General features: G+C 49.4%; 23 protein-coding genes and 1 tRNA gene. 7 read left to right on the forward strand and 17 right to left on the reverse strand.

Annotated features, from left to right (window positions below; translation table 11 throughout):
* Positions 1-25: 25 nt before the first annotated feature.
* The 4 genes from HPS57_RS11210 (at position 26) to HPS57_RS11225 (ending at position 7,402) form a co-directional block, all read left to right on the forward strand.
* Positions 26-463 carry a lipocalin-like domain-containing protein gene (locus HPS57_RS11210; protein ID WP_172183120.1) on the forward strand — a complete coding sequence of 146 codons (438 nt, stop codon included), beginning with the start codon at positions 26-28 and terminating at the stop codon, positions 461-463.
* Between the two features lie 44 nt (positions 464-507).
* Complete coding sequence (locus HPS57_RS11215) at positions 508-1,629, forward strand: MraY family glycosyltransferase (RefSeq protein WP_172183122.1); 1,122 nt, start codon at positions 508-510, stop codon at positions 1,627-1,629.
* A 460-nt stretch (positions 1,630-2,089) separates the two neighbouring features.
* Positions 2,090-3,763: an Ig-like domain-containing protein gene (locus HPS57_RS11220; RefSeq protein WP_172183124.1), complete on the forward strand. Its 1,674-nt coding sequence runs from the start codon at positions 2,090-2,092 to the stop codon at positions 3,761-3,763.
* Positions 3,764-3,913: 150 nt separating this feature from the next.
* Complete coding sequence (locus tag HPS57_RS11225) at positions 3,914-7,402, forward strand: leucine-rich repeat domain-containing protein (protein WP_172183126.1); 3,489 nt, start codon at positions 3,914-3,916, stop codon at positions 7,400-7,402.
* A gap of 325 nt (positions 7,403-7,727) precedes the next feature.
* Here HPS57_RS11225 and HPS57_RS11230 read toward each other — a convergent pair whose 3' ends face one another.
* From HPS57_RS11230 to HPS57_RS11260, 8 genes are all read right to left on the reverse strand, one after another.
* Complete coding sequence (locus tag HPS57_RS11230; RefSeq protein WP_172183128.1) at positions 7,728-8,816, reverse strand: tetratricopeptide repeat protein; 1,089 nt, start codon at positions 8,814-8,816, stop codon at positions 7,728-7,730.
* A 139-nt stretch (positions 8,817-8,955) separates the two neighbouring features.
* Positions 8,956-9,090 (reverse strand): hypothetical protein, encoded by a 135-nt coding sequence (locus tag HPS57_RS14465; RefSeq protein ID WP_256378292.1) that lies wholly within the window; start codon positions 9,088-9,090, stop codon positions 8,956-8,958.
* 3 nt (positions 9,091-9,093) lie between these two features.
* The gene (locus tag HPS57_RS11235) at positions 9,094-9,918 is read right to left on the reverse strand and encodes a hypothetical protein (RefSeq protein ID WP_172183130.1); all 825 of its coding nucleotides are present in this window, start codon (positions 9,916-9,918) and stop codon (positions 9,094-9,096) included.
* Positions 9,919-10,902: a hypothetical protein gene (locus tag HPS57_RS11240; protein WP_172183132.1), complete on the reverse strand. Its 984-nt coding sequence runs from the start codon at positions 10,900-10,902 to the stop codon at positions 9,919-9,921.
* The gene (locus tag HPS57_RS11245; RefSeq protein WP_172183134.1) at positions 10,886-11,581 is read right to left on the reverse strand and encodes a hypothetical protein; all 696 of its coding nucleotides are present in this window, start codon (positions 11,579-11,581) and stop codon (positions 10,886-10,888) included. The genes HPS57_RS11240 and HPS57_RS11245 overlap by 17 nt, the downstream gene beginning before the upstream one ends.
* A gap of 16 nt (positions 11,582-11,597) precedes the next feature.
* On the reverse strand, positions 11,598-12,710 hold the full coding sequence (locus HPS57_RS11250) for a tetratricopeptide repeat protein (RefSeq protein ID WP_172183136.1): 1,113 nt from the start codon (positions 12,708-12,710) through the stop codon (positions 11,598-11,600).
* Between the two features lie 14 nt (positions 12,711-12,724).
* Positions 12,725-13,084: a DMP19 family protein gene (locus tag HPS57_RS11255; RefSeq protein ID WP_172183138.1), complete on the reverse strand. Its 360-nt coding sequence runs from the start codon at positions 13,082-13,084 to the stop codon at positions 12,725-12,727.
* A gap of 8 nt (positions 13,085-13,092) precedes the next feature.
* On the reverse strand, positions 13,093-14,130 hold the full coding sequence (locus tag HPS57_RS11260; protein WP_172183140.1) for an SEL1-like repeat protein: 1,038 nt from the start codon (positions 14,128-14,130) through the stop codon (positions 13,093-13,095).
* A gap of 157 nt (positions 14,131-14,287) precedes the next feature.
* On the opposite strand from HPS57_RS11260, the gene HPS57_RS11265 reads away from it, so the two are divergent.
* Positions 14,288-16,369 carry a TonB-dependent receptor plug domain-containing protein gene (locus tag HPS57_RS11265; RefSeq protein ID WP_172183142.1) on the forward strand — a complete coding sequence of 694 codons (2,082 nt, stop codon included), beginning with the start codon at positions 14,288-14,290 and terminating at the stop codon, positions 16,367-16,369.
* A 229-nt stretch (positions 16,370-16,598) separates the two neighbouring features.
* On the opposite strand, the gene HPS57_RS11270 is transcribed toward HPS57_RS11265, so the two are convergent.
* From HPS57_RS11270 to HPS57_RS11310, 9 genes are all read right to left on the reverse strand, one after another.
* Positions 16,599-17,105: a calycin-like domain-containing protein gene (locus tag HPS57_RS11270; RefSeq protein WP_172183143.1), complete on the reverse strand. Its 507-nt coding sequence runs from the start codon at positions 17,103-17,105 to the stop codon at positions 16,599-16,601.
* Between the two features lie 174 nt (positions 17,106-17,279).
* Positions 17,280-17,350: transfer RNA gene (locus HPS57_RS11275), tRNA-Gln, on the reverse strand.
* Positions 17,351-17,503: 153 nt separating this feature from the next.
* Positions 17,504-18,802, reverse strand: a complete 1,299-nt coding sequence (gene tyrS / locus HPS57_RS11280; RefSeq protein ID WP_172183144.1) for a tyrosine--tRNA ligase — start codon at positions 18,800-18,802, stop codon at positions 17,504-17,506.
* 85 nt (positions 18,803-18,887) lie between these two features.
* Entirely contained in the window at positions 18,888-19,127 is a 240-nt protein-coding gene (yidD, locus tag HPS57_RS11285; protein WP_172183145.1) for a membrane protein insertion efficiency factor YidD, read from the reverse strand.
* The gene (gene rnpA, locus HPS57_RS11290; RefSeq protein WP_172183146.1) at positions 19,093-19,509 is read right to left on the reverse strand and encodes a ribonuclease P protein component; all 417 of its coding nucleotides are present in this window, start codon (positions 19,507-19,509) and stop codon (positions 19,093-19,095) included. Before rnpA ends, yidD begins: the two co-directional genes overlap by 35 nt.
* A gap of 107 nt (positions 19,510-19,616) precedes the next feature.
* A complete protein-coding gene (locus tag HPS57_RS11295; protein ID WP_172183192.1) occupies positions 19,617-20,369 on the reverse strand; it encodes a uroporphyrinogen-III synthase in 753 nt (250 codons plus the stop codon).
* Between the two features lie 8 nt (positions 20,370-20,377).
* Positions 20,378-21,334, reverse strand: a complete 957-nt coding sequence (locus HPS57_RS11300; protein WP_172183147.1) for a DUF4271 domain-containing protein — start codon at positions 21,332-21,334, stop codon at positions 20,378-20,380.
* Between the two features lie 129 nt (positions 21,335-21,463).
* Positions 21,464-22,720 carry a methionine adenosyltransferase gene (gene metK, locus HPS57_RS11305; protein ID WP_172183148.1) on the reverse strand — a complete coding sequence of 419 codons (1,257 nt, stop codon included), beginning with the start codon at positions 22,718-22,720 and terminating at the stop codon, positions 21,464-21,466.
* 167 nt (positions 22,721-22,887) lie between these two features.
* Complete coding sequence (locus tag HPS57_RS11310; RefSeq protein ID WP_172183149.1) at positions 22,888-24,861, reverse strand: OPT family oligopeptide transporter; 1,974 nt, start codon at positions 24,859-24,861, stop codon at positions 22,888-22,890.
* Between the two features lie 195 nt (positions 24,862-25,056).
* Here HPS57_RS11310 and HPS57_RS11315 point away from each other — a divergent pair, with 195 nt between their 5' ends.
* On the forward strand, positions 25,057-25,659 hold the full coding sequence (locus HPS57_RS11315; protein ID WP_172183150.1) for a DUF4254 domain-containing protein: 603 nt from the start codon (positions 25,057-25,059) through the stop codon (positions 25,657-25,659).
* A gap of 208 nt (positions 25,660-25,867) precedes the next feature.
* Entirely contained in the window at positions 25,868-26,875 is a 1,008-nt protein-coding gene (locus HPS57_RS11320) for a glycosyltransferase family 9 protein (RefSeq protein WP_172183151.1), read from the forward strand.
* Positions 26,876-26,891: the final 16 nt, after the last annotated feature.

Raw genomic sequence — 26,891 nt, forward strand, 5'->3', positions numbered from 1 at the left:
GTCAATCTGACAGAAAAAACAAACCATGAGAAAAATAACCTACGCTATAATCTTCTCGGCTGTGCTTGCAGCATGCTCACTGCACAGTTCCGACAATGGCAGACTTGACGGCTACTGGTCGCTAAGGCAGGTGGACACGCTCAGCAGCGGTGTCTCTGTGGACTACAGTGGTGAGCGTGTCTTCTGGGCTTTCCAGGCAGACTTGATGCAGTCGGAGGACATGCCCACGGGAATCAAGTTCGTCTACCGCTTCAGCCATGCAAAAGACACTGTCGCAGTCACCGAGCCTTACCTCTCCGACCGTACCTTGGGGGATGAGAAAGTGACGGAAGATAAATGGTTTGCCGACATCAACCGCCACGGAATCAACTGTCTGAAGGACTCATTTTTCGTAGAGCGGCTGACGGGAGACAGGATGGTGCTGCGTGACAAGATGCTGCGTCTGCACTTTGAGAAATATTAAAAGACATCCGGACTGACTATTATAGAACATACAAAGAACTTGCAATGAACGTTATATTTGTTTTGGCAGTGACCTTCGTCCTCACCCTCAGCATTGGCATTTTCCTCACTCCGCGTGTGGTGGCGGTGGCGAAAGAGCTGCACCTCTATGACCTTCCCGACAGCAGGAAGGTGCATCAGATTCCCATTCCGAGGATGGGCGGCGTGATGTTCCTCCCCACTGTGGTCATCGCAATCACACTTGTGCTGGTGGTGCTGCTGCGCATGGGCGTGATGGGCGACAAGGTTTGGGAAGGTGCCACGATACAGCATTTCCTGGCATACATGGCAGGCGCGATGATGCTCTATGTCATCGGACTGTACGACGACATACACGGAGTAGGCTACAAGGTGAAGTTCTGTGTGCAGATTTTTGCTGCCATGCTACTCTGTGTGAGCGGGCTTTGGGTGGCAGATTTCTCATATGTCTTCTTCATCCGTACCATTCCGTTTTGGATAGGCATGCCTTTCACGGTGCTTTTCGTGGTCTATGTCACCAACGCCATGAACCTCATCGACGGCATCGACGGACTTGCATCGGGATTGTCCATAGTGGCAATGGCGGTGATTGCCGGCCTGAACATCATCTCAGGCAACTTCACATGGGCACTGATTCCGGTGGCTTATCTCGGAGTGCTTGTCTCTTTCTTCTATTATAATGTGTTCTGCAAGCGCGACAAGACCTTCATGGGCGATGCAGGAAGTCTCACTCTGGGATTCACGCTGTCGTTCCTTGTGCTGCATTTCTGGCAGAAAGACCCTGTGTGGAATGACTCCCTGCACAACATAGGCATAGTGGCGCTGAGCACACTGACCATCCCTCTGCTCGACGTTGTGCGCGTTTTCGCCTCCCGTCTGCGTGACGGACGCAACCCGTTCCTGCCCGACAAGAACCACATACACCACAAGCTCCTGCGCACCGGGCTTACGGGAAGGATGACGATGGTGGCTATACTGCTTCTGTCTGTCATGTTCATCACGGTCAACTACCTCGTCTCCAACATCAGCCAGACACTGATGATTGTCGTCGATGTGCTGCTTTTCGTGGTTATGCACTATGCCATCAACTTCTTTATCTTCAGGAAAGAGGGCAGAGGCAATGTGTGGGACAGGACATTCTCGCTATGATGTGACGGGCGGCATGTGACGGTGCGGAATGAGTGAGACAATAAATGGAAAAACAAATGGTGATACTTTGCGTTGCAAGGTGTCACCGTTTGTTTGATAAACCGTCACTTTTTATAAAACAAAGGCTTACCTTTCACGAACCGTTACTATATTAATGATTATTTTAAATATTTTTTTAATAATTAAGTCTGTATATCTGAATAAAAATGATTACCTTTGTGCCATAAACGAATTTAAGAGAGGTTCGTTTTAAGACATACAGCTTAATCGTCGTCGAACTACCACATCAGACTTCTTAAGGCTGTTTTTCAACTTACCTAATGGGTGGAGTGTGTCCGAAGCATAACGTGGAACCACTTTTTCCTATAGGTAAGTTGGCTGTGGTAGGCCATGACGACGTTAGGCGGTGGTTCTACGTATTCGTTTTACAAACTATTATTAACCCAAAACAGACAAGTAAATGAAAAGTAGAACAACATCAACTTCTTCCTTATGGGGAAGAAGCGGCTTGTGCAAATTCACCAAGGAAATTTTTGGCAAGGCATCCCGCAGTGTCGGTATGGTAATGGCAGGAATGGCTCTGTCCACTGCCACAATGTCCGCTGCTGTGCCGGCATCCGACTCTTCGGCGAAGACCGCAGAGGAAGGTGTGGACCTCGGACTGAGCGTCATCTGGTCGACACAGTATCTGGAGGCATCCTCGTCCGACGCTTATTCTAACGAGTATGTGTGGGCATCGCCGTTCAGCCGTGCTTCATACATGGACTATGCCGGATTCATGCCTAATGACATGGATTTGGGGCTTTCAGTCTCCTCCACCAACTGCGACGCTGCCTCCATGGTGTGGGGCGACGGCTGGCGATTGCCGACAAAAGCCGAGGTGGAGGAACTGCTTGCGCTTGGCATGCAGGACTATATCGTGGACAACAGAGTGAGTGGATACACTTTCACGGGAACAAATGGCGCATCGGTGGTGTACAAGCTGGTGAAGAGCGGTTATCTGACTCTCGAATTCTGGACATCGACAGCTTACAGGGCATCGGACACCGACACAGACTACACCAAGGCATGGATGTATGAATTCTCACTTACGGGGGCAAAACTTCAGCCTGCCGACCGCAACACGCCTTGCCTTATCATTCCTGTGAAGGACAAGCCGGACGCCACTGCCAAGCCTGTCAGCAGCATCGCGCTCAACAGTGACAAACTTGAGTTCAGCGTTGGCGATGAGGCTGCACTGTATGCTTTTGTGCAGCCGGAAGATGCTTCATGCCGTTTGGTGAACTATGTGACATCCGACGAGAGTGTTGCCACCGTCGACCGTTACGGCCGTGTGAAGGCAGTGGGTGACGGCACAGCCAAAATCACAGCTTCTGCCACTGACGGCTCAGGCATCGCGGCTGTATGCGAGGTCACTGTGGGAAAAGTGGCAGACAATGACGGCGTGGACCTCGGACTCAGTGTCATCTGGGCTCCTGCCAATGTAGGTGCTGCTTCCACCAAGGACATGGGCGACTTCTTCATGTTTGCCACTCCGCAGATTGTGACGAAATGGTCGGCCACCGCTTCCCCATACGTCAACAATAATCCACGCGTTGTCCCTGTGGAGGATGTGACAGGCACACAGTATGACGCAGCAACAGTGTTCATGGGCAACGGCTGGTTCACTCCTTCCAAGGAGCAAGTGCAGGAGCTGTTTGACAACTGCACAATGTCAAGTGTGGACGGAGGCTTTGAGTTCACTTCAAAGAAAAACGGCGAGAAACTCTTCTTCCCGGCTACCGGTTACATGAATGTTTCTGCAAGAAACGACAAGAGTTCGGCTTACTTCCAGACTTCAAAGACCAACGACACAGACTTGGTGTCAGGCAACTATCCGGCAGCGTACCTCATGTCAGGCATGCTTCCGGGCTTCGAGAACCGCAAGAACACGCAGGGCGTGGTTGTGCGCGGTGTCCGCAGCAAATCAAGCGGTGTGGAGGGCATTGCCGTTGACGATTCATCGTTTGATGTCTACAACCTTAAAGGCATGAAGCTGCTTCAGAAGGCAGACCGTTCACAGCTTATGGCACTTCCTTCTGACATCTACATCCTCCGCTATGCTTCCGGAAAGACCGTGAAAGTGATACTGTAAGACTTTATCCGTTATTGCAATGAGAGTATAGAATGAGATTACAGCTGTCCGTAATAATGACTAATCAAAGTTGTTGTGGTCTTTAGGGCAGCTGTAATCACTGACAGCTGAATAGCGTCAGTATTAATCATGAATAGAGGAGATATTATTATGTTATTGAAAAGACTATTGGCAGTGACGCTGTTGCTTGGCGCATGCCAGATGATGATGGCTGGACAGTTCATTTATGACAATATTGTCTATGAATATTGGAATAGCTCTAAGAAGGAATGTACTTTGGTGAAGGTGCTGGGCTCTCCACGTGAAATAGATATTCCCGAGACAGTGGTTGATAATGGCAAGAAACTAACAGTCACAGTAATAGGCTATGCAGCGTTTCGAGAATCAAGTGTCGTGAAGGTTTCCATGCCAAATACTATAAATGAAATAGGAGGCAGTGCTTTTTCAAGTTCTGATTTGGAAGAAATTGTTTTATCAGAAAGTATTACAGAAATCAGTTCCGGCATGTTTAGCTTTACAAAGCTGAAATCGGTGAAGATTCCTAAATCTGTAACTAAAATCAGAGGAAGTGCCTTTTCAGATTGTGCGTTGCTGACAAATGTGGAACTGCCAGACGGAGTTACAGAGATTGAATCCTTGGCTTTTTACAACTGCAAATCTTTGAGTAAGATAGCATTGCCTGCCGACCTTAAGATGTTGGGAGAAAGTGCCTTCTTGGGTTGTACGTCGCTTTCTTCTATTGCTATACCAAACGGTGTAACCACACTTATGTCGGGTACTTTTAGTGGGTGTAAGGCATTGAAGGATATAAAACTACATGACGGTATCACTGATATTGGCAGTAATGTTTTTTTCTATTGCAAATCTTTGAGTAAGATAGCATTGCCTGCCGACCTTAAGATGTTGGGAGAAAGTGCCTTCTTGGGTTGTACGTCGCTTTCTTCTATTGCTATACCAAACGGTGTAACCACACTTATGTCGGGTACTTTTAGTGGGTGTGAGGCGCTGAAGGATGTAAAACTACCTGACGGCGTCACCGATATTGGCGATTATGCTTTTTCCGGTTGCAGTTCCTTGTGTGACATAGCATTGCCTGCCAACCTTAGGACATTGGGAAATGGAGCTTTCAGACATTGCACATCGCTTTTGTTTTTGGCTATTCCAAACAAAGTTACAGACATAGGGTTGTATGCTTTTCAGAACTGTTCACGCATAAATAATATTATTATTGGGGAATCCGTGAAGGTCATGTCAGAAGCCTTTTATGACTGTCAGGCATCGGCAGTGACAGTTCTTGCCACTGAACCACCTGCTGCTTCCGGGGCCTTTAGTGGGAATGACAGGCGCATATATGTCAAAAAGGAAAGTCTTGAAGCATACCGGAATAACGACGAATGGCGCAATATGGGTGAGATATTGCCTGTAATTGGTTCTATTGCTGATCAAAATTTTGTCTATGAATACGAGGATGGCTCTACGGAATGCACTTTGGTGAAGGCGTTGGGCTATTTGTATGAAGTAGAGATTCTGTATGAAGTAGAGATTCCTGAGAAAGTGACTGCCTATGGCAAGGAATTGACGGTAACAAGAATAGGTGATTCAGCGTTTAAAGGAACAAGTGTCGTGAAGGTTTCCATGCCGAACACCATAAAGAAAATAGGTGGTGCTGCTTTTGAAAATTGTATATCTTTGCGTAGTGTAGTATTGTCTGAAAACCTGCAGACATTGGGAAGCGGAGCCTTCATGGGCTGCACATCGCTTTCGTCTATTGCCATACCGAATGGCTTAACCGTACTTAAATCTGATGTTTTCCGTGGTTGTGAATCATTAGAGGATATTGGATTGCATGACGGTATCACAGAGATTGAAGACCATGCCTTTTCAGGAAGCAGTTTAAGTGAAGTGACCATTCCAAACAAGGTGGCAAATATAGGCAGGTGTGCTTTTCAAGACTGTAAAAACCTCAATGATATTGTTATTGGGGAATCTGTAAAGGAGATGTCAGAAGCCTTCTGTGGCAGCCCGGCATCGACTGTGACAGTTCTTGCCATAGAGCCACCTTTTGCTTCTCAGGCTTTTAGTGGGAATGACAGACGCATATATGTTAAGGATGAAAGCCTTGAAGCATACAAAAACAACGAAGAATGGTGTAGTATGGGTAAGATATTGCCTATGTCAGGCTCTGTAGACCCTGACCCTGAAGATCCTGATCCTGAAGATCCTGATCCTGTGGACCCAGACCCTGAAGATCCTGATCCTGAAGATCCTGATCCTGTGGACCCAGACCCTGAAGATCCGGAATTGGTGAAGCAATTTACTTATGACAATATAGTGTATGAATACGAGGAAGGTTCTGCGGAATGCACTTTGGTGAAGGCGTTGGACCCGCCAAGTGAAATTGATATTCCTGAGAAAGCGATTGCCGATGGCAAGGAATTCACAGTCACAAGAATAGGTGAATCTGCGTTTAAAGGAACAAATGTCGTGAAGGTTTCCATGCCGAACACGATAAGGGAAATCGGGAACTATGCCTTCTCACATTCTGGACTGAAGGAAATTCTTTTATCGGAGAATATTACAGAAATCAGTGATGATATGTTGAGTAATACAAACCTGACATCGGTGAAGATTCCTGACTCTGTGACCAAAATCGGAAACGGTGCCTTTGCAGAATGCCATTCGCTAACAGCATTGGAAATACCGGAAAGTGTCACTGCCATTGGAGAATTTGCCTTCTCAGGAAGCGCTTTATACGAAATGACAATTCCTAACTCAGTGACAGATATAGGCAGATATATCTCTACGAACTGTAACAATCTCTATAATATTGTTATTGGAGAATCCGTAAAGGATATGGCAAGAGCTTTTAATGGCTGTCCGGCATCTGACGTGACAGTTCTTGCCACCGAGCCGCCTGCTGCTTATCAGGCCTTCAGTGGGAGTGACAGACGCATATATGTTAAGGATGAAAGTCTGGAAGCGTACAAAAACAACGAAGAATGGCGGGAGATGGGTGAGATATTGCCTATACCTTCCCCTGTTGAGCATCCATGTCTGAAATGTTCGCGTGAAAAAAACAAAACTAACGAGATGCAGTTGAAGTACCGGTTCCCCGTACCATTGGAAGCCGGCAATTACAAGTTGAAGCTAAGATTAATGGCGTCTGCCCAGACCTCCTGCTCTTTCACAGTGATGTATGATGACCATATCAGCAAGGACTACATTAAGTTCGGACAGACAATCATTACAACTTGGAGGGATGCAGAGATCAGTTTCACGACACAGAAGCCTGTCAAGTCAATCAATATGGTGCCGAGTTCATCATTCTATGGCGATGTGTATGTTGATGATGTCTCCGTTATCAAGGTCGGCAACAACTCTGTCAACTATGTGAGCAACGGTGATTTCTCCGACCAGAATTACAAAGGATGGGTTGCAGAATATGGGAAATTGTCAATAGTGACAGACCCGACAATCGAGCCAACCGGCGTGACGGAGGTTATCGGCAGCCATGCGCAAGTTGATGTATATAACGCCCAAGGTGTCCTGATAAAGCGGCAAGTGGACATGTCCTCTGCCACGGAGGGACTCCCTTCAGGCATATATATAATAGGTAATAAGAAGGTTGTTGTGGAATAATTCTTTATAATAAAGGGGATGTGCCGGAGGACTTTAGGGTTCACTTCAAATCGGCACATCCTCTTTCTTGTTTGTCCTCTCTATGCTTTGTCGCAGCGATGGTTTTGTTCAGGAAGAGCTTTAGAATATGTCGGATTTGTATGATAAAAGTCAGGATTCTTATGTATCATAAAAGGAATTATTGGTGTCGTCCGGTAAAACGCAAATACATCTCTGATTGTATATGCAATGTCCGGATGTGTCTGTGCAAAGAACTGCGTTAGCGGTGGCAAGAGAGTAGCTTTACTGCTTGTCAGTGTTTTTTCAAACAATAATAGTCCCAAAATCACTTAGAAGCAGCCTCCGATTCCGTGGCTTTGGCATACCATGCAGCGGCTTGTTTCGCATTCTTCCTTATGCCATTGCCGCCGGCATAGCAGTCGCCAAGACAGCGCATGGCATCGATATGCCCATAATAGCCTTTGTTCTCACAGACATTGTTCGCCGCTTTCTTGTACAGTCGCACGGCTTCCGCCATATCCTGCTCCACGCCATGCCCCTCGGCATAACACCGGGCAAGCAGGTATTGCCCTTCAGGGTCATCCATTTCCGCTGCCTGACGGTACAGCTCCACAGCTTTCTCCCAATCCTGCTCCACACCCTTTCCGGCGGCATAGCAGTCGCCAAGACCGCACAACGCGTCCGGTGACACATAACCGTCTGTGTCAATCGCCTTGCCATACCATTCGACGGCTTGGCTATAATCGGCAGGCACTCCGCTACCATTTGAATAACATTTGCCAAGCTCCACCCACGCCATAGGGTTATCGTTCTCTGCCGCTTTCTTGAACCACGAGAAGGCCTGTTCATCATCCTGACCGATTCCGTTACCCTCGCTGTAACATAGTCCCAATGTGAAATATGCTCCGGCATATCCTCTTTCGGCTGCTTTCAGATAATAAGCAAAGGCTTGCTCCAAGTCTTTCGGCAGACCTCCCTGTCCGATACTATAACAATAACCCATACAATCACAGGCGTAGGCATCACCGATTTCAGCCGCCTTACGCCACCATTCAACGGCCAATGTCATGTCGCAATCCACCCCATAGCCATGCTGATAGCAACTTCCGAGCATACACATCGCTTCCGCCAAATCAGCATCCGCAAGGTCTTTCCTATTGACTGCCTTCTTCAGCCATTTGGCAAGTTGGCACTGATAAGTATCTTTGTTCAGCCGTTCCCGTGCAGGGCGGCATTTATCGGATGCCAACCAATAGCATCTGAAAGCCTTTGCCAAATTGCGCTCCACGCCGATGCCTTCCTCATAGCATTGCCCCAATTGATATTGAGCGGGAGCATAGCCTGATTCTGCCGACTCACGGCATTTGTCAATCTCAAACTTATCACTTGTATTTTTGATTCTATATTCTGTCATAACGTGAGTTCTATGAAATTTTAATGGTGTGTAGGGAAAGATTTGTCCGCATCAATAAAATACAGGGCATCATGGTCGGTAATCTTGCCGATGACATCAAGCAAATGCCAATAAGGGTCTTCCATGTTGCAGTCAATGCTTATCGGAACATACTTGAAACATCGCCGTCCCAACCGGTCTTGTTGATGTCCGCCTTGTGCTGAAAGGTACAACAAGGCTGCTCCTCATTTATCCGTTTCGACACGATGACTTTGCCTGTTTGTAGTTTTGCCATAAGCTATTTCCAAGTGATTTGTCCTAAATGTTCTCCTAAAGCGATTAACTCTGCCTCATCATTAGCTCCGGCATGAATGTCGGCATAGAATCCGTTGCTCTGTATGACTGCCACAAGCCCGTCAGCAGAATACATCACGGCAACTCCATACCTATTTATATCGGTCATCAACTGATACTTGTCAGTGCAGAAATCAGCCAGTTCCTTTTCAATATTGAGAGTTGTCACAAAACTGCCTTTGCATCTGCCTTTCTTGACAACAGGTTTGTTGTCAATCGCAATATTAAGTATCCGGCCAATGCAATACTTGTAGACACATTCATCTCCTTCAAAAACTTCCCACTGCTTCTTGCAACATCCTGCAAGGCATCCGCTTTGCATGTCATATCCGGCAAGCGGAGTGCGCTTTCTCCTGAAGAACACGAGCACGCCTTGTTCCACATACACCTCATCGAGTGGCAGGAAATGCGCAGTGCTTGTGAAATATTCCTCTTGGTTGAGGATTGCCGTATATATCAGTTTCAGTTCTTTCGGGAATTTTACACCGAGCCTTTTCTCCGTACTTTTGAAATCGGCTTTTTCTCCGGGATTCAGGGTTATGAATGATTTCATTTGGCAGAGCATGGTCTGCAAATCCACAAGTTCCGGCTCAAGCAGTCGGTGGTTGTCATTGAACATTACTGCATGGTCGTCCTCTTTTATAGGGTAGTCCGTGTGTATCTGCTCCGGTTCCACCCACGCAGAAACGAGGACAGAGCCCGAAACTTGCTTCTCATCGTAACGCCCGTAATAGACGTTGTCCCTGTGCATGTATAATCCTTTTTTCATTTAGTCATTGCGCTTGTTCCAAGATTCCAATATTGATTCAAAGTCGGCAATCATCAGCTGAAAGTCATAATTCACCTTCCGTGCCAAACGTTTCGCCACTTGTTCAACGGCATGGATGAAGTATTCGCCCAGCAATTGTTTTTGCTCCTGCACGGACAGTTGGCTGAACTCCTTTTCCAGAACAATCGTCACACGTGTGGTGCCGGTGTCGGTGCGGAACGGGCCGTAGGTGAAACGGTTTCTCAGATAATAGCCGTTGTCCTCTATCTCCTTTTCCGAATACATTTCGAGGAGTTTCGGATAGAAGTCTTTCTGTTTCAGTTTCAGTGACTCGTCGGCAATGATGTAGTTGGTCTTGCAATGGTAGTTGTCATAAAAACTGAACGAGAGATTAAGCAGTATGCAATCCACGGCAGTGCCGTACAACTCAGGGCGCATGCATCGGTTGAGTTCCGGCATGAGGTCCTTTTCCACGCTTTCAATCAGCGGTTTGGAGTTTTCGTAGCAGTTGGCTATACCACGAGTGATGCGTATAGGATTCTTGGGAATCCAATTGCGCTGGCTGCATAATTTGATGTCTTGCGCTTCATCGACCGACTCGCTTAGGCGGACAGGCTTATCCAATGGATTCTCCGCACTGCCATAGAAGAATGACAGCCCATGGTCAATGGCGAAACCTTCCTTGCGCTTCGACCATACGGCATCAAGGAAGCGTGGTTTTGCATCCTTGTTAGCGAAATAGGTGTTTGGATTGCCGTTAAAATACGCTCCTCGTATTGCTTCCACAGGCTCATGCTTCCCCCAGCCGATAATGGCGAGGGCTTCGCAAATCCTTACTGCTGTGTTCCATTCGGAGGCGTTACTGTATTGCGAATGCTTCAGGAACTCGGCATACAACTGCTCACGCAACCGCTCGGTGTCCGATTGTTGCAAGAGGTGTTTGCGGAGTTCGTCAAGACTTTCTGTTTCAAAGATTCTGTTCATCGGCATCTTGCTTTAAAATCTTTTCAATGAGTTTTTCCAGTCGCTTTGGAGTGATGTCGTATGCTTCAAGCACTCCGGATTTCAAGGCTTCGTAGAGTATGGCGGAATCCTCATTGCTTAGTTTGTCCATATCGCTCTTTGACTCTATGCCGTGTTCTTTCAGGATGTCTGCTGTTGCCTGTCGCTGTGTTTTCTTGGCAGCCTTTACACGTTCTTTCAATGCAGGAAGAGCATTGATTGATTCGGCGTTACCTCTTCCGGCATAGACCTCAATGTCACGGCAAACCCATTTCACATCATACTTGTCGCCTCTTTCGGCAATGGCGAGCAAAGGCGTTATGGGAGTGTAGGGATTTATTTCCATCTCGCAAAGAAAGTCATTCCACCACCTATACTCGCCTTTTGCTACCTCTTTGTCCAACTGTGAGAGCAAAAAGGCAAACTTGCCTTCATCAAACTGTCGGACCAACAGTTTCTTGTAAATGAAATAAGCAGCCTTGCGAATGTCCAAACCGCTTTCACTGATTATCTCCTCCAATACAGGAAACAAAGCTTTGTCCGTCAGTTGCTCCGCTTCACGAAAAGCCTTCCAGGAAGTAGTCTCCCACGAGCAGTGTGCCTCCGGCTCACGGGGAGCACACATCCGTCCTATCAGCTCCGTTATATCGTCTTTTTCCATTGTACGAGATTACTCCTTATCTTCTGAAATCACGGAACTTCTTGTTGTTTAATGCGTTCTCGGCAGCACGGTTATAATGGGCTGCGGCTTGCTTGAAATAGTCGTAAGCCTTCCGCAGGTCCTGCTCAACGCCAAGTCCTTTAAGGTACATGTTGCCGAGTTCGTATTCCGCATTTCCCGTGTTGTTGCCTTTGCGGGCTGCCATACGTTGGTACAGCTCCATGGCTGCCGTATAATCCTTTTCGCATCCGACACCGCGCTTGTAGCATTCCGCAAGTTTCATTTGGGAAAAGCAATCGCCACTGTCCGCCCCTTTCTTGAACCATTCAAAGGCTTTCGCATGGTCTCGTTCCACTCCTTCTCCGTCAAGATATGCCGAAGCAACATCGCCATACGCTGCGACATGCCCTAACTCCGCAGCTTTCAGATAACATTCAAAGGCTTTTTCAAAACCATTCTCCTCCCGGCTGTACACATGCCCCAAATTATAATAGGACAAACCGTCGCCTTCCGTATCGGTGAGTTCCTTGTAAAGCTCCATCGCCTCTCCATGCCGGTCACGGATGTCAAACAGGATTTCTTCGGGCACCTCATTCTTCCAATACAGCATATCCGCCAGTTTCTTTTTGTCCTTGGCGTTTCCGTTCTCGGCTTTCGCCCTCAATATGTCAACCCGGCGGTCGTACCACTCTATGGCAGTGGCAAGCCCTTCTTTCTCTGTCATATCGTCGGGACGTTCATAGACATAGAGATTCATAAGAGCCTTTGCAGCAGTTGCCCCGCCTTTGTCCGCTTTCTTCTTCAGGATTTCGATTTTCCGGTAATGCCACTTTCTGCCCAATGCCTTTTTCTCCTCCGCATCAAGGTCGTCAGCGACATAGCGGTAATAATCGGACAGGAATCCGGCAGCCTTCTCATTGCCATTCGTGGCAGCTTTCTCAAACCAAGGGATGAATCGGGGATTATCGCAGTCAAGGTGATAATAATAATGCCCAAGAAGCAATTGCGCCTGCACATTGCCCTTCTCGGCTATCGGCGTGACAGCGTCGGCTGCTTGCTGTGCCTCTTCAGCATCGCCTCCGTCGGCAATCCACCGCTTTATGATGTCAAACAGTTCCTTTCTTTCCATAGTGGCTCAGCTGTTTAGTCAAAAATAATATCCTTGTTCTTCTCCACAAACTCCTGAAGGCAGTCGCACAACGACGGCTCGAAATCGTAATAAGCATTGTCGGTCTCTTCCCAATCATCCTCTTCGCCATCAGTGATTGCCTTGCGGTAATTATCGGCCATGTCCTTGTCGCCAACGGTAAGAAGAGCCTCTTCTAACTCATCGGGATTGGTATCGGGATGATTTTCCATATAGCCGGAATGACCGCCGCTCTCCATCTCCGAATCATACCGGAAACAAAGAACCGCTTTTTTCTGGATCGTTGAAAGAGTCGGCAAGTCGCGTCCGCATATTTCTTCTATAAATCTGTTCCAACGTATATCTTGTTCTGTCATGGTGTAAATTATTTAAATTTCTTCAATCGTTCATCATTCAGTGCGTTTTCGGCATAGCCGTTCCCTTTCTTGGCGGCAAGTTTGAAGTAGTGGCATGCTTTTTTCATGTCAGGCTGTACGCCAAGTCCTTCCATATACATGCAGCCAAGCTCATACAATGCCGTGCCTATTCCTACAGACTGATGTTCCCACCTGCGACCGGTGCGCTCGGCAAGGCACATGTACAATTCCATTGCTTTCGCATAATCCTGCTTTCCTCCGATGCTGTTCTTATAACAGTCGGCAAGCCTCAGAATTGCCATGATTTCGCCCAAATCCGCACCCTTGCGATACCATTTGCGGGCTTTTGCATCATCCTGTTCGACACCGTTGCCATAGCGGTAAGCGTCGCCGACTTTCACATACGCCTCATTGTTGTTCAGTTTCACCGCTTTCTTGAAGCAGGCAAGTGCCTTTTTCCATTCTCCCAAATCATTATAGGCGCACCCCATTCTGTACAAAGCCTCCGACTGCAAGAAGTTATCACTATCGCATTTGACAACCTCTTTATATAGTTTTATGGCCTGCAGCAGACTCCGCTCGTCATCCTCATCCGTAAAACTCTCCAAAACCTCATCCGGCACATCGTCGCCATACAGCAGAATGTCTGCCAAGCTAATCTTGTCCGCAACATCGCCATTGGCTGCTTTGGCTGTCAATATCTCTATCCAGCGGTCATACCATTTGCAGGCTTCCTCCACACCTTCTTCCGGCTTAATATCCTCAGGGCAATCATAAACATAGAGATTCATCAATGCTTCGGCAGCCCGTTCATCACCACTGTCTGCGGCTTTCCCAAACCAATAAATCGCTTTCTGATTGTCACAGTCGTGATGATAGCCCCATGAATAATACTTGCCAAGCAGATATTGCACCTTGGCATCGCCGCTTTCGGCAACAGGCGTTACTGCCTCGACCGCCCGGCGTGCCTGCTCTTCATCACCCTCGCCGGCATAGAGCTTTATGAATTTCTTTATGATGCCCAATTGTTCTGACAAACCGTTCATAATATTCACCTCCTTATTTTTTATAGGTGCAAAAATACTGATTTTTTTGGAAAACCATAAGTAATATAAAGAAAAATAAGTATATTTGCATCGTGAAATCCAAAACTTAGTACGACCGTACCAAGCAACATCACATATTTTTACAAACACAGAGAACATGAAATCAAACAAAATACTGCCATTCCTCGCCATGTCATTATGCACAGCAACAGCCATGGCGCAGGAGGCGCAGGACACTCTGCTGACACGTGAGCTGCAGGAAGTTGTCGTAAAAGCGTCCAAAGTCATACGCAAAGCGGACATGGACATCTACAACCCGTCCAAAAGTGCTGTCGAAAACTCCAAGAACGGCATGCAACTGCTTAACAATCTGATGATTCCTTCGCTGACGGTCAGCGACGCTCTCGGTTCCATACAGGCGGCGGGACAGTCGGTGCAGGTGCGCATCAACGGCAGAGTCTCCTCAATAGAACAGGTGAGGACACTGCTGCCTGAAACAATAAAGCGCGTGGAATGGATAGACAATCCCGGTCTGCGGTACGGCGGCGCGAACTATGTGCTCAACATCATCGTCACCAATCCTGCCGTCGGAGGCTCGTTGATGGCTAACGCACGGCCGGCATTGAACACCGCATGGGGCTTCTACATGGCGGACGCAAAGTTCAACACAGGACGCTCGCAATGGGAAGTCGGTGGCAATTTCAAGCTGACAAACAAGATAAAGACCTACCGTGACTATTCTGAGACATTCACCTATACCGACGGCACTTCGCTCACCCGGGACGAGACACCGCTGGGCGGATACATGGACTACACAACGGCTAACGCATGGGCTTCCTACAACTACATAAAGCCTGACACAACAGTCTTCATGGCGGAGTTCGGCTTTCACCGTAACATAAGGGAGAAGGAACTCTACCACGGACAACTCTCATTGAGCGACGGCACAAGCGACATCGACCTCACTGACTCTAACGGAAAGGAGGGAAGCACTCCGCGCCTTTCCCTCTACTGGCAGCAGAACTTCCGCAACAAGCAGATGCTCATCGTCAGCCTTAGCGGTTCGTTCTACTCCGGACGCACTTTTTCGGATTATCTGGAGCGCTTTCCCAGCACGGAAACTTACATTACGGACATCCACACAAACATAAAAGACCGAAACCAGGCGTATGCCGTGGAGGCCAACTACATAAAGAACTGGAAGAGCTCACGGTTCACCGCCGGAGCATCCTACAACGCTAACCGCAACCGCTCACGCTATGAAAGCCTTGACGGACAACTGTTCCACCAACGGCAGGACAAGACTTACTTGTTCGCCGAATATTTCCAACGCCTCGGCAAGTGGTCGGCAACGGCGGGAATGGGCGTGCAATATACTGATTTTCTCTTTAAGGAGTCCGGCCTTGGCACTCACTCATGGAGCCCGAGGCCACAGGCGACAGTGACCTATGCGCCAAACCGCAACCACAACTTCCGCCTTAACTTCACGTCGTGGCAGTCCACGCCTTCACTCTCGGAGACGAACATCGTGCCGCAGCAGCTCGACGGCTTCCAGTGGCGTGTGGGAAACCAAGACCTGAAGACGGCAAACTCCTACATGCTCACCTTCCGCTACGGCTTCAATCTGCCACGCGTCAGCGGCACTTTCGGCATCCGCGCCTTCACCTCGCCTAATGCCATCACCCCTATGTTCCTGTGGGAAGGTGACAGACTGCTGACTACTTACGAGAACAGCCGCGGCCTGCAGAACCTCTCGTTCTTCCTTGCGCCACAGATAGAGGTCATACCCCGGTGGCTGAACGTGAGCGGTTACCTCCAGTACCGCACGGAACGCATGCGGGGCACTGACTACGAGCACCACAACAACGCATGGAGCGGCAACGCCTCACTGCAACTGACGCATTGGGGCTTCGTCCTCAGCGGACAGTACATCCGTGCACAGCGCGACCTGTGGGGAGAGAAAATCTCATGGGGCGAGGACATCAACATCATCGACCTGAGCTACAACATGAAAGGCTGGCAGTTCTCCGCCGGCGTGATAATGCCTTTCGGCAAATACGACCGTGGCCATAAGGCTCTCAGCAAATGGAACAGCAACGAGCAGCACGACAGAATCGACATGCGAATGCCTTACATCCAAATCAGCTACAACCTGCAATGGGGACGGCAGAAGCGCAGTGCCGACAAACTCATCAACGCTGACGCCAACGTCGACACATCGAAAGCCGGCGGACGATGACCATCACCACCGTAACACTAACGCTGCACTTGGCACCAAGTCTGTCAACAAAAGTATAATTGAAATATATTTCGAGGGAAAAGCATAAGTGAAAGAGGGGGCATAGCGAACCAACAACCTCTCTGACTTATGCTTTTCACTCCAAAAAGAATAAGAAATCCAAAAGAAAATGGTTGCGAGCTGTAAGTAAAAACAACTATTGCAAATTACTTATCACCTCGTGACCAAATTATTTTCCGACCAACACAGTCCGGACCTCAAACGGCATTGTGCCCGGCTTGTACAGCAGTGTGAGAGTGAATGTGCCGTTCTCCAGCGTTCCTTCAAGCGAACCTGTTGTCACAAAATCACCTGCCTGACATTCAAACTCCGGCTTGCTCATCGTAATTTTGTTGCCTGATTTCACACAAGGCACACCACTAATTGTCATCTCGCCAATGTTGTAAGAATGCTCACCCATAGGTGTCTTTACTGCTATATCGAAAGCACCGAGTTTCACTGTTGCCAAAGTCTGCTCCGGGTTCTCCCAAGTGACAACAGCTGAATTCTCACCGACGACCGGCTCAAATGCCGGCATTGAAGGAATGCTTGTGGAAAGCTGTCCGGTGAAAGTCTGTGGAGCAGGGATTACCGGCTCGTCGTCATCACTTGAACAAGCTGAGAATGCCACACTTACGAACACTGCCATTACGCAGGCAGCAAAGCCGCGTAAGGTTGAAAGAAAAGTCTTTTTCATGATTCTATTTACCTTTTGTTAATATTAAAAAATTCCGAGTGCAAAATTACTAATATTTCCGCATTCCAACAATACCAAGAAATTAGTAAAATCAAATTTAGGGCATGCTTGTTTTTTTTAGTGCTTCCCGGTAAAGAATGCGAGATGAACGGTGTCTGTTCATCTCGCATTGCGTTGTCCCAAGAGGATTCGAACCTCTACAAACAGAACCAAAACCTGTTGTGCTACCATTACACCATGGGACAATCCTAAAAAACAGGATATTCTGTCTTCATAGCCCTCCTCCCGATAAAGTTCCGGAAGCAAAGCCTCCTTCACAAGTAGGGCTAAAAGGAAGACATCCTGTTATTTGACTGCAAAGGTACAAAAAATATTTGTATTACATGCAATATTTGGCATTATTTCGCTATAATGAGGAAATATTTTTTCTTTCCCTGCTGCGCAAGCAGGTATTTTCCGTCCAAAAGGTCAGCCTCGGTGATGACTGTGTTAGGGTCGGAGAGCTTCTCTTTGTTGATTGAAACGCCGCCGCCCTGAGTCAGTTTGCGCATCTCGCCCTTTGACGGGAACACCGGTGCATCGGTGGTAAGCAACTCAATGGCTGCCTTGCCGATGATGTCCGCCTTGGCAATCTCATAGTGCGGCACGCCTGCGAAGACGTCAAGGAGGGTCTGCTCGTCAAGTTTCAGGAGAGAATCCTTGGTGGATTTGCCGAAGAGGATGTTTGAAGCCTCCTTGGCTGTCTCAAGGTCTTCCTTTGAATGGCACATCACTGTCACTTCCTCCGCGAGGCGTTTCTGCAGGATACGGTAGCCCGGGTCCTTCTTATGCTCCTCGACGAGGGCGTCGATTGTCTCCTTGTCAAGTGATGTGAATATCTTTATGTACTTCTCAGCGTCATCATCGCTTACGTTAAGCCAGAACTGGTAGAAAGCGTAAGGTGTGGTGCGGTTGCGGTCAAGCCAGATGTTTCCGGACTCTGTCTTGCCGAACTTCTTGCCGTCAGCCTTTGTAATCAGAGGGCAAGTGAGGGCATACGCCTCTGTCTCGCTGCCGAGAGTGCGGCGGATAAGTTCCGTTCCGGTGGTCATGTTGCCCCACTGGTCATTGCCGCCGAGCTGCAGCTGGCAGTTCTTTGCCTGATAGAGGTGGAGGAAATCGTAGCCCTGCAGGAGCTGGTAGGTGAACTCTGTGAATGACAGTCCGTCACGTGCTGTGCCGTTAAGGCGCTGCTGCACGGAGTCTTTCGCCATCATGTAGTTGACGGTGATGTGCTTTCCTACGGTACGTGCGAAATCAAGGAAGGTGAAATCCTTCATCCAGTCGTAGTTGTTGACCATCTCTGCAGCGTTCTCTCCTTCAGCGTCGAAGTCAAGGAACTTGGCAACCTGCTTCTTGATGCACTCCTGATTGTGGTAGAGAGTCTCGGCGTCGAGGAGGTTGCGCTCCTGCGACTTGCCGGAAGGGTCTCCAATCATGCCTGTAGCACCGCCGACAAGGATGATAGGCTTGTGACCGCACTGCTGCAGATGGCGCAGCATCATGATTCCGCATAGGTGGCCGATATGGAGAGAGTCTGCCGTAGGGTCGGTGCCGAGGTATGCCGTCACCATCTGCTTCTGGAGCAGTTCTTCCGTTCCGGGCATTATCTGCGCGAGCATTCCGCGCCATTTAAGTTCTTCTACAAAGTTCTTCATTGTATGTATGTTTTTTTTGTTTTGTCAGTATTGACATTATTGACAGTATTGGCAATATTGATATTGTTTGCAATACTGCCTCATCTCACGGCACAGGATCATATCCGGAGCCGCCCCAAGGGTGGCAGCGCAGTATGCGCCTTATGCCGAGCCACAGCCCTTTCACCGATCCGTGCTTGATGATTGCCTGTCGCATGTACTCCGAGCAGGTCGGCGTGAAGCGGCAGGCTGACGGAGTAAAAGGTGATATGGCATGCTGGTAAAACCATATCGGGGCAAGCAGCAGCCACTTAACGCAGTTTTTCAAGAGCTTTGCTAATGGCATTGTCAACCTTTTTTGATTCAAAATGCTTGCCGGCAAGCCATATGAATGCTATCAGCCTCCTTTTCCCCTGAGGAACCAAAGGCTGCATCCCGGGTGCCTCTTCTTTGTTTTTCGCGCAGCAATGCCTGTACGCCTCCCTCATCTGCCGCTTTATCCTGTTACGGTCGACGGCATGCTTGAAATGGCGTTTCGAGACAGAGAACAGCACCATGACCGGGCAATCGTCCTTTCCGCCACAGCCTGCAGCACCTTGGGCAATGTCCGTATCCAGACTTACCATCCTTATCGGGTAAACTGTATGGGACTTGCTCTTCTTGCTTGTGAAGAGTTCGTCGATGAGCGACTTGCTCTTCAGGCGTGGCGATAATGACAGTCTTTTCAATGTATGCTTTTGTTTTGTTCGGTTATGGTGATGCTTTTGCTTGGCTGCTTGCTGCACAAGCCTCCGCTTTTCCTGCCTACAGGGCATGTGCGGAGGTTATACATGCCTTAGTCCTCAAGTTCGCGGAGATATGCACGGAGTGCTCCGACCATTGATGGCTGCTTGGGAGTAGGAGCCTGGACCTCGAGTTCGTAGCCTTCTGCCTCTGCCGCCTTGGCTGTCGCCACACCGAAAGTTGCCACTTTCAGCGAGCCGTCCCTGACCTTGTCGTCAAGGTTGTCACGGAGTGTCTTCACACCTGTAGGGCTGAACAGTACAATCATGTCATAGTCGAAATTCTCCTTTTCCTCGTCGGTAAGGTCATCGTTGACAGTCTGGTACATCACGCATTCCGTATGCTTCAGATTGTTCTTGTCAAGCAAATCCTTTATGGCGTCGTTATGCACTGAGCTCAGCGGCACGAGATAGTTCTCTCCGCTGTGCTTTGTCATGAAAGGAATGAGGTCGTCAACCCTGCCGGACTCGCCGAAGAACACCTTGCGCTTGCGGTACTGCACGTATTTCTGGATATAGTGTGCAATGCTCTCCGTGGTGCAGAAATACTTCATTGTCTCCGGTATCTCCACACGCAGCTCCTTGGCAAGTGCGAAATAATTGTCTATGGCATGCTTGGATGTGAACACCACGGCTGTATAAGCTCCGAGTGAGACATGCTGCTGTCGGAAATCCTTTGAACTGATTCCCTCTACTTTAATGAATGGGCGGAAAACCAATTCCACTCCGTAATCGCGCTCTATATCAAAATACGGGGATTTGTCTCCCGACGGTTTCGGCTGCGAAACAAGTATTTTCTTTATCATCATCTAAGTTAATAATTTACTTTCAGATAGTTGGCTATAGTTACCAAAATACCCCACAATATCAATGGCGGCACAATTTCAAGTGTGCAAAAGTACAAAAAAATCTGCAGAAATGCACCTCTTTTCTTGAAAAATATGAGGAAGCACTTATAAAACAGCAATAATTTGACAAATATAATGACAATCAGCGCATATATAAGTGCATTTCCCTCGTTAAGCTTGAAGTAGGCGAGAAGGAGGAACACGGGGGTGAGCAGGATGCCGAGCCATGCCGTTGACATCATCTTCACTGCCGTCCACAACGAGCGGTCGCGAGGGGTGAAGAAGACATAGTTGGCAAACTGCTGCAGTGCTGTCTCCAATCCCCACATGCTTAGCACACTGGCGAAGAAGAACCCCATGAGGGTGTACTCGCTGAGTGTCACATACACCTCCGCAATATATGCCTTGGCATAGAAGTAGAACAGGAGCGAGAGAATCACCATGGTGTACACTCCGGCAAAGAAAAGGTAGACAGTGCCGGCGATGGACTCCTTCTCCATGATAGAGCCTTTGCGGAAATCATGGAAGAAATGCTTCGCCTGCATGCGGAAAGTTCTCCATGAACGCTTCGCGGAGAACATCAGCAGGAAGACGAGGAAGATGAGCACCGGGGTGAGAACATCGTCCCTCTGTATCGTGTAAGGCACAGGGTCGCCGGGGATGCCGTAGCGTCCGCCGTGAATCTCGCTGTGCAGAAGGGAGTCCTTTGCAAAGAAAGATTCCTTGTAGTATTTCGGCAGGGGCTTCACCTCTGCCTTCACTTCCTCGCCGGCGTCAGGCATGAGGACAGAGTCCACCTTCACCTCCCAGTGGCTTTTCTTGGAGGTGAAGTCGGGAATCTGCTCTTTCTCGACGGAGTCAGGCGACAAGGTCGCGGGTACCGTCTCGACAGCTTTCTGTATGGAATCTGTTTCCTGAAGCAATGGTTGTTGGTTGTTTTTCTTTGGTCAGTAATGACAGTTTTGTCAATATTGTCAGAGTTGTCATTATTGACAGTATTGTCCGGTCAGTACTGACATAACTGCCAATAATGACAATACTGACCAAAACCATTAATTAATGCCAAACGCTTTCTTTATCTCCTCCACACGGTCGAGTTTCTCCCATGTGAACAGCTCCACCTCCACCTCTTTTGTGTCGTGGTAGAGTGAGGTGAATGTCTTCCTGACAACCTTGCTCTCACGACCCACATGACCGTAGGCGGCTGTCTCGCTGTAGATAGGCCGGCGGAGCTTCAGCGCGCGCTCGATAGCCTTCGGACGGAGGTCGAACATTTGGCGTATCTTCTCCGCTATCTCGCCGTCCGTCATCTTGACGTTGCTTTTGCCGTAGGTGTCAACATAAATGCTGACAGGCTGTGCCACACCGATGGCATAAGCGAGCTGCACAAGCATCTCGTCGGCAACACCGGCGGCAACCATGTTCTTGGCGATATGGCGCGCAGCGTATGCCGCAGAACGGTCAACTTTTGAAGGGTCTTTGCCGGAGAAGGCTCCGCCGCCGTGCGCTCCCTTGCCGCCGTAAGTGTCGACAATGATTTTGCGGCCGGTGAGTCCTGTGTCGCCGTGTGGCCCTCCGATGACAAACTTGCCGGTAGGGTTGACGAAATACTTGATGTCGTCGTTGAACAATGCAAGCATCTTCTCGCTCCTGAGCTGTGACTTCACGCGCGGCATAAGGATGTTGAGCACGTCCTCGCGTATCTTTGCGAGCATCGCCTCGTCCTCGTCGAAGTCGTCGTGCTGTGTGGAAACGACAATGGTGTCTATGCGCTGCGGCACACCCTCGTCACTGTATTCCACAGTCACCTGTGACTTTGAGTCCGGGCGGAGATACAGCATTTCTCTGCCTTCCTTGCGGATTTCGGCGAGGGTCTTCATGATAAGATGGGCGATGTCCAGTGAGACAGGGATATAGCGGTCGGTCTCCGTGGTGGCATAGCCGAACATCATGCCCTGGTCGCCTGCTCCCTGCTCGTCCTCCTCGGCACGGGAGACACCCTGGTTGATGTCGCCTGACTGCTCATGGATGGCGGTCATGATGCCGCAGGAGTTGCCGTCAAACTGATATTCGGACTTTGTATAGCCGATTCTGTTGATGGTTCTGCGTGCAATGGTCTGCAAATCAACATATTCCTTTGAGGAAACCTCACCCATGATGACCACCTGTCCGGTGGTGACAAATGTCTCTATGGCACAGTGGGACTTCTCGTCGTAGGCGAGAAACTGGTCAAGGAGAGCATCGCTTATCTGGTCGGCAACCTTGTCAGGATGCCCTTCCGATACTGATTCTGATGTGAAAAGGTACATATATCTGTTTTCGTTTTGTTCGTTATTAATTGCACTTTATGTAACACCTTATGTTTCAAAGAGTTATAAAAGGTTAGCTTTTACTATGCAAAGGGTAACCTTTGACAGGGCGAAAGGTAACCTTTCGTGCGGCAAAAGGTTACACTTTGCAAAGTGGATGCCAACCCTTACTTTTTCGTTGCCTTAACAAAGTAGGCGATAAGGAGGACATACACCGCGAGACTCGCCACTTCCGACATCGGATTCTCAAGCCATACGGTGTTCACAAAGTCGTACTCGAGGAAGCGGATGAACGCCGAAACAACGCCCATCAATGCTCCGCCGGCAATCAGACCGCTGGCGATGAGCGTGCCTTTCTCGCCACGTTCCTCGTTGACTGCCTTGTCTTTGCTGCGTGTTGTGACATACCAGTTTATCGCGCCACCCACGACAAGCGGGGCGTTAAGTTCCATAGGGATGAACATGCCGAGGGCGAAGGCGAGCGCAGGGACACCGGCATAATTGAGAACCAATGCCAACACAGCACCGATTCCGTACAGTAGCCATGGCGCACCCGTGCCTGACATCAGTGGTTCTATCACCGCTGCCATGGCGTTTGCCTGCGGAGCGACAAGGGCATTCTCGCCCACAAAGCCGAAAGTCTTGTTCAGGACAATCATCACTCCTCCCACGGTGGCAGCGCTGACAAGCACTCCGAGGAACTTCCACATCTCCTGGTTCTTAGGTGTCGTGCCAAGCCAATAGCCTATCTTAAGGTCGGTCACAAAGCCGCCTGCCGTGGACAATGCCGTGCAGACCACACCGCCCATGACAAGGGCAGCCACCATTCCGGCAGAGCCTTTCAGTCCCACGGCAACCATGATGACGGAAGCGAGGATGAGGGTCATGAGGGTCATGCCCGAAACAGGGTTCGTTCCGACAATGGCAATGGCATTGGCTGCCACGGTGGTGAACAGGAACGCTATCACACCGATAACGAGAATGCCGACAACAGCGTGCATGAGGTTGAAGTCAACCACACCGACATAGAAGAAGATGAATGTCGCCACAAGGGCTATAATCACGCCTACGGCAATGATTTTCATGGAGATGTCCTGCTGTGTGCGCTCCACCTTGCCGGTTGTTGCGCCCGAGCCTTTCAGCTCACGGCTCGCAAGTCCTATGGCGCTGCGTATGATGCCCCATTGCTTCACGATGCCGATGAGACCTGCCATGGCTATGCCGCCGATGCCGATGTGACGGGCGAAAGTGCTGAAAATCAGTTCCGGAGACATGTCCGTGACGCTGCCGAGGGCGGCAAGGTCAAAGGTCGGGTTGAGCATCTGCAGTGTCTCGTCGCCAAGGAAAGGCATAAGCGGAACAAGAACGAACCATACGACTGCCGAACCGGCACAGATTATCGCCGCGTATTTCAAGCCTACGATGTAGCCGAGTCCGAGAACCGCCGCACTGGTGTTTATGCTGAACACTAACTTTGCCTTCTCTGCAAGAGCCGCACCGTAAGGGATGGCACGTGTGGAGAACGCCTCTGCCCATGTGCCGAACGTAGAGACGAGGAAGTCATAGATGCCGCCTATCGCGCCGGCAGTGAGCAATGTCTTCGCCTGACCGCCGCCTTCCTCACCGCTGACAAGCACCTGTGCCGTGGCGGTTGCCTCGGGGAAAGGGTACTTTCCGTGCTGGTCCTTGACAAAGAACTTGCGGAACGGGATGAGGAAAAGTATGCCGAGGATGCCGCCGAGAAGGGAGGAGAGGAACACCTGGATGAAACTTACCGTGACCTCCGGATACTTCGCCTGAATGATATATAGCGCAGGAAGCGTGAATATCGCGCCCGCCACGATTACTCCCGAGCATGCTCCGATGCTCTGGATGATGACATTCTCGCCCAAAGCCTTGCTGCGCTTCGTCGCCGAGGACACTCCCACGGCGATGATGGCGATGGGAATGGCTGCCTCAAAGACTTGTCCCACCTTCAAGCCGAGGAACGCCGCCGCGGCAGAGAACACAACCGCCATGAGCAATCCCCAACATACGGACCACACATTAACCTCCGGATGGCTCTCCTTCGGGGAGAGTACCGGCTCGTAATTTTCACCCTCCTTCAGCTCGCGGAAGGCATTTTCTGGTAGTTTTGCCATAATATATTATTAATTCAGAGTGCAAAATTACTCATTTTTCTTGAGAATGCCGAATAAAGCTCCTTTTTATTTTGACAAATCACTAAAAATGACTACCTTTGCAGAAGGCAAGCTGCACCTCGGCAGTGTTGAGCAAGCTCCACTGCACTCGGTTTGCATTGCCTTTGCAAAAGATAATAATCAAACTACAAGGCTATGAGTTTTACTGAAAACGCCATCAACATCTTCAATCGCGCCATTGCCGATTACCATGTGAAAGACAATGTAGACACCCCGATAAACAACCCTTACGAGGAGGGAACAATAGAGAACCGGCTGTATCTGAAATGCTGGATAGACACCGTGCAGTGGCACTTTGAGGACATCATCCGCGACCCGCAGATTGCTCCGGAAGAGGCTGTCGTGCTGAAAAGGCGCATCGACAAGTCCAACCAGGACCGCACTGACCTTGTGGAACAGATAGACTCTTATTTCCTGAAGCTGTACGCCGATGTGCAAGTCCTTGACGGTGCGACTATCAACACTGAGTCGCCGGCATGGGCGATTGACCGCCTCTCTATCCTGCAACTCAAGATTTACCACATGAAGGAACAGGTGGAGCGCGATGATGCGCAACCGGAACACAAGGCGAAGTGCAAGGCAAAGCTCGATGTGCTGCTCGAACAGAACGTCGACCTCCCTACTGCCATCGACCAGCTCCTTGCCGACATCGAGGCAGGACGCAAGTACATGAAGGTATACAGACAGATGAAGATGTACAACGACCCGTCAACAAACCCTGTTCTTTATAAGAAATAAGCACCCGGGGTTAATGGGTTGCAGTGGATAGGGTGGTGCAACATGATGTCTCATGGTCAAACATGATTTCTCATGATTCAACATGTTTTATCATGAAGTCATGCCGCATCGTGATTCAGCATGGTGCATCATGTTGCAACAACGATAAGTCATGTTGCACCACCCTCATCCCCAACAACCCATTAACCTCCAACCCGCAACCAACTTAATGAGACTACTCTGCATAAGATTCTCTGCCATCGGCGACGTAGCCATGACAGTGCCCGTCGTCAAGGCTCTTGCCATGGCACGCCCTGACCTGCACATCATCATGGTCAGCCGTCCGTTTGCCAAGGCGTTCTACGAGGGACTTGCACCGAATGTGGAATTTGTGGGGATGAACCTGAAAGACAGCCGCTACAAAGGCATCAACGGACTGAGGCATGTCTATCATGACCTCCGTGCACTGAAACCGGACATGGTGGCAGACTTGCATGATGTCCTGCGCACAAAATATGCCCGTCTGCGTTTCCGCGTGGCGGGCATCCCTGTATCTTATATCGACAAGAACCGCGCCGCAAGGAAGGAAATAACACGCCGGGAGGACAAAATCCTCATGCAGCAGGCCACTTCCTTCGAGAAATACAAGGCAGTGTTCAGCCGGCTGGGACTGGATTTCGAGATTCCAAAGGAAGCTCCTTTGGCACCGAAAGAGCCGCCTGTCGGAATCCCGGAAAAGGCTGTCGGCATAGCTCCTTTTGCCGCACATGACGGAAAAATCTACCCAGTCGGCAAAATGGAGACAGTGATTCAACTGCTGACAAAGCAGCATCCGGACCTCAACATCTATCTCTTCGGTGGCGGACCGAGGGACAAAGCGCAGTTCAGCACATGGCAAAGCATGTATGACAATGTGCTGTATGCCGGAGATTTCTGCCGTGACATGGGCGATGAGCTTGCCGTGATGAAGTGCATGAAGTGCATGGTGACAATGGACTCGGGCAACATGCACCTCGCATCCCTTGTCGGCACACCGGTCGTAAGCATCTGGGGAGCGACGCATCCGTTCACGGGCTTCATGGGCTGGGGACAGAGCGAGACGGACATTGTGCAGGCGGAACTGCCTTGCCGCCCGTGCAGCATCTACGGCAACAAGCCTTGCCTGCGTGGCGACTATGCCTGCCTGAACAGCATAAAGCCGGAGGAGATTGTCGGAAAAGTGAACAAATATCTGTAATTCTGATAAAATAAAA

The organism is Palleniella intestinalis, assembly GCF_013166595.1.
Taxonomy (GTDB): Bacteria; Bacteroidota; Bacteroidia; order Bacteroidales; family Bacteroidaceae; genus Prevotella; species Prevotella intestinalis.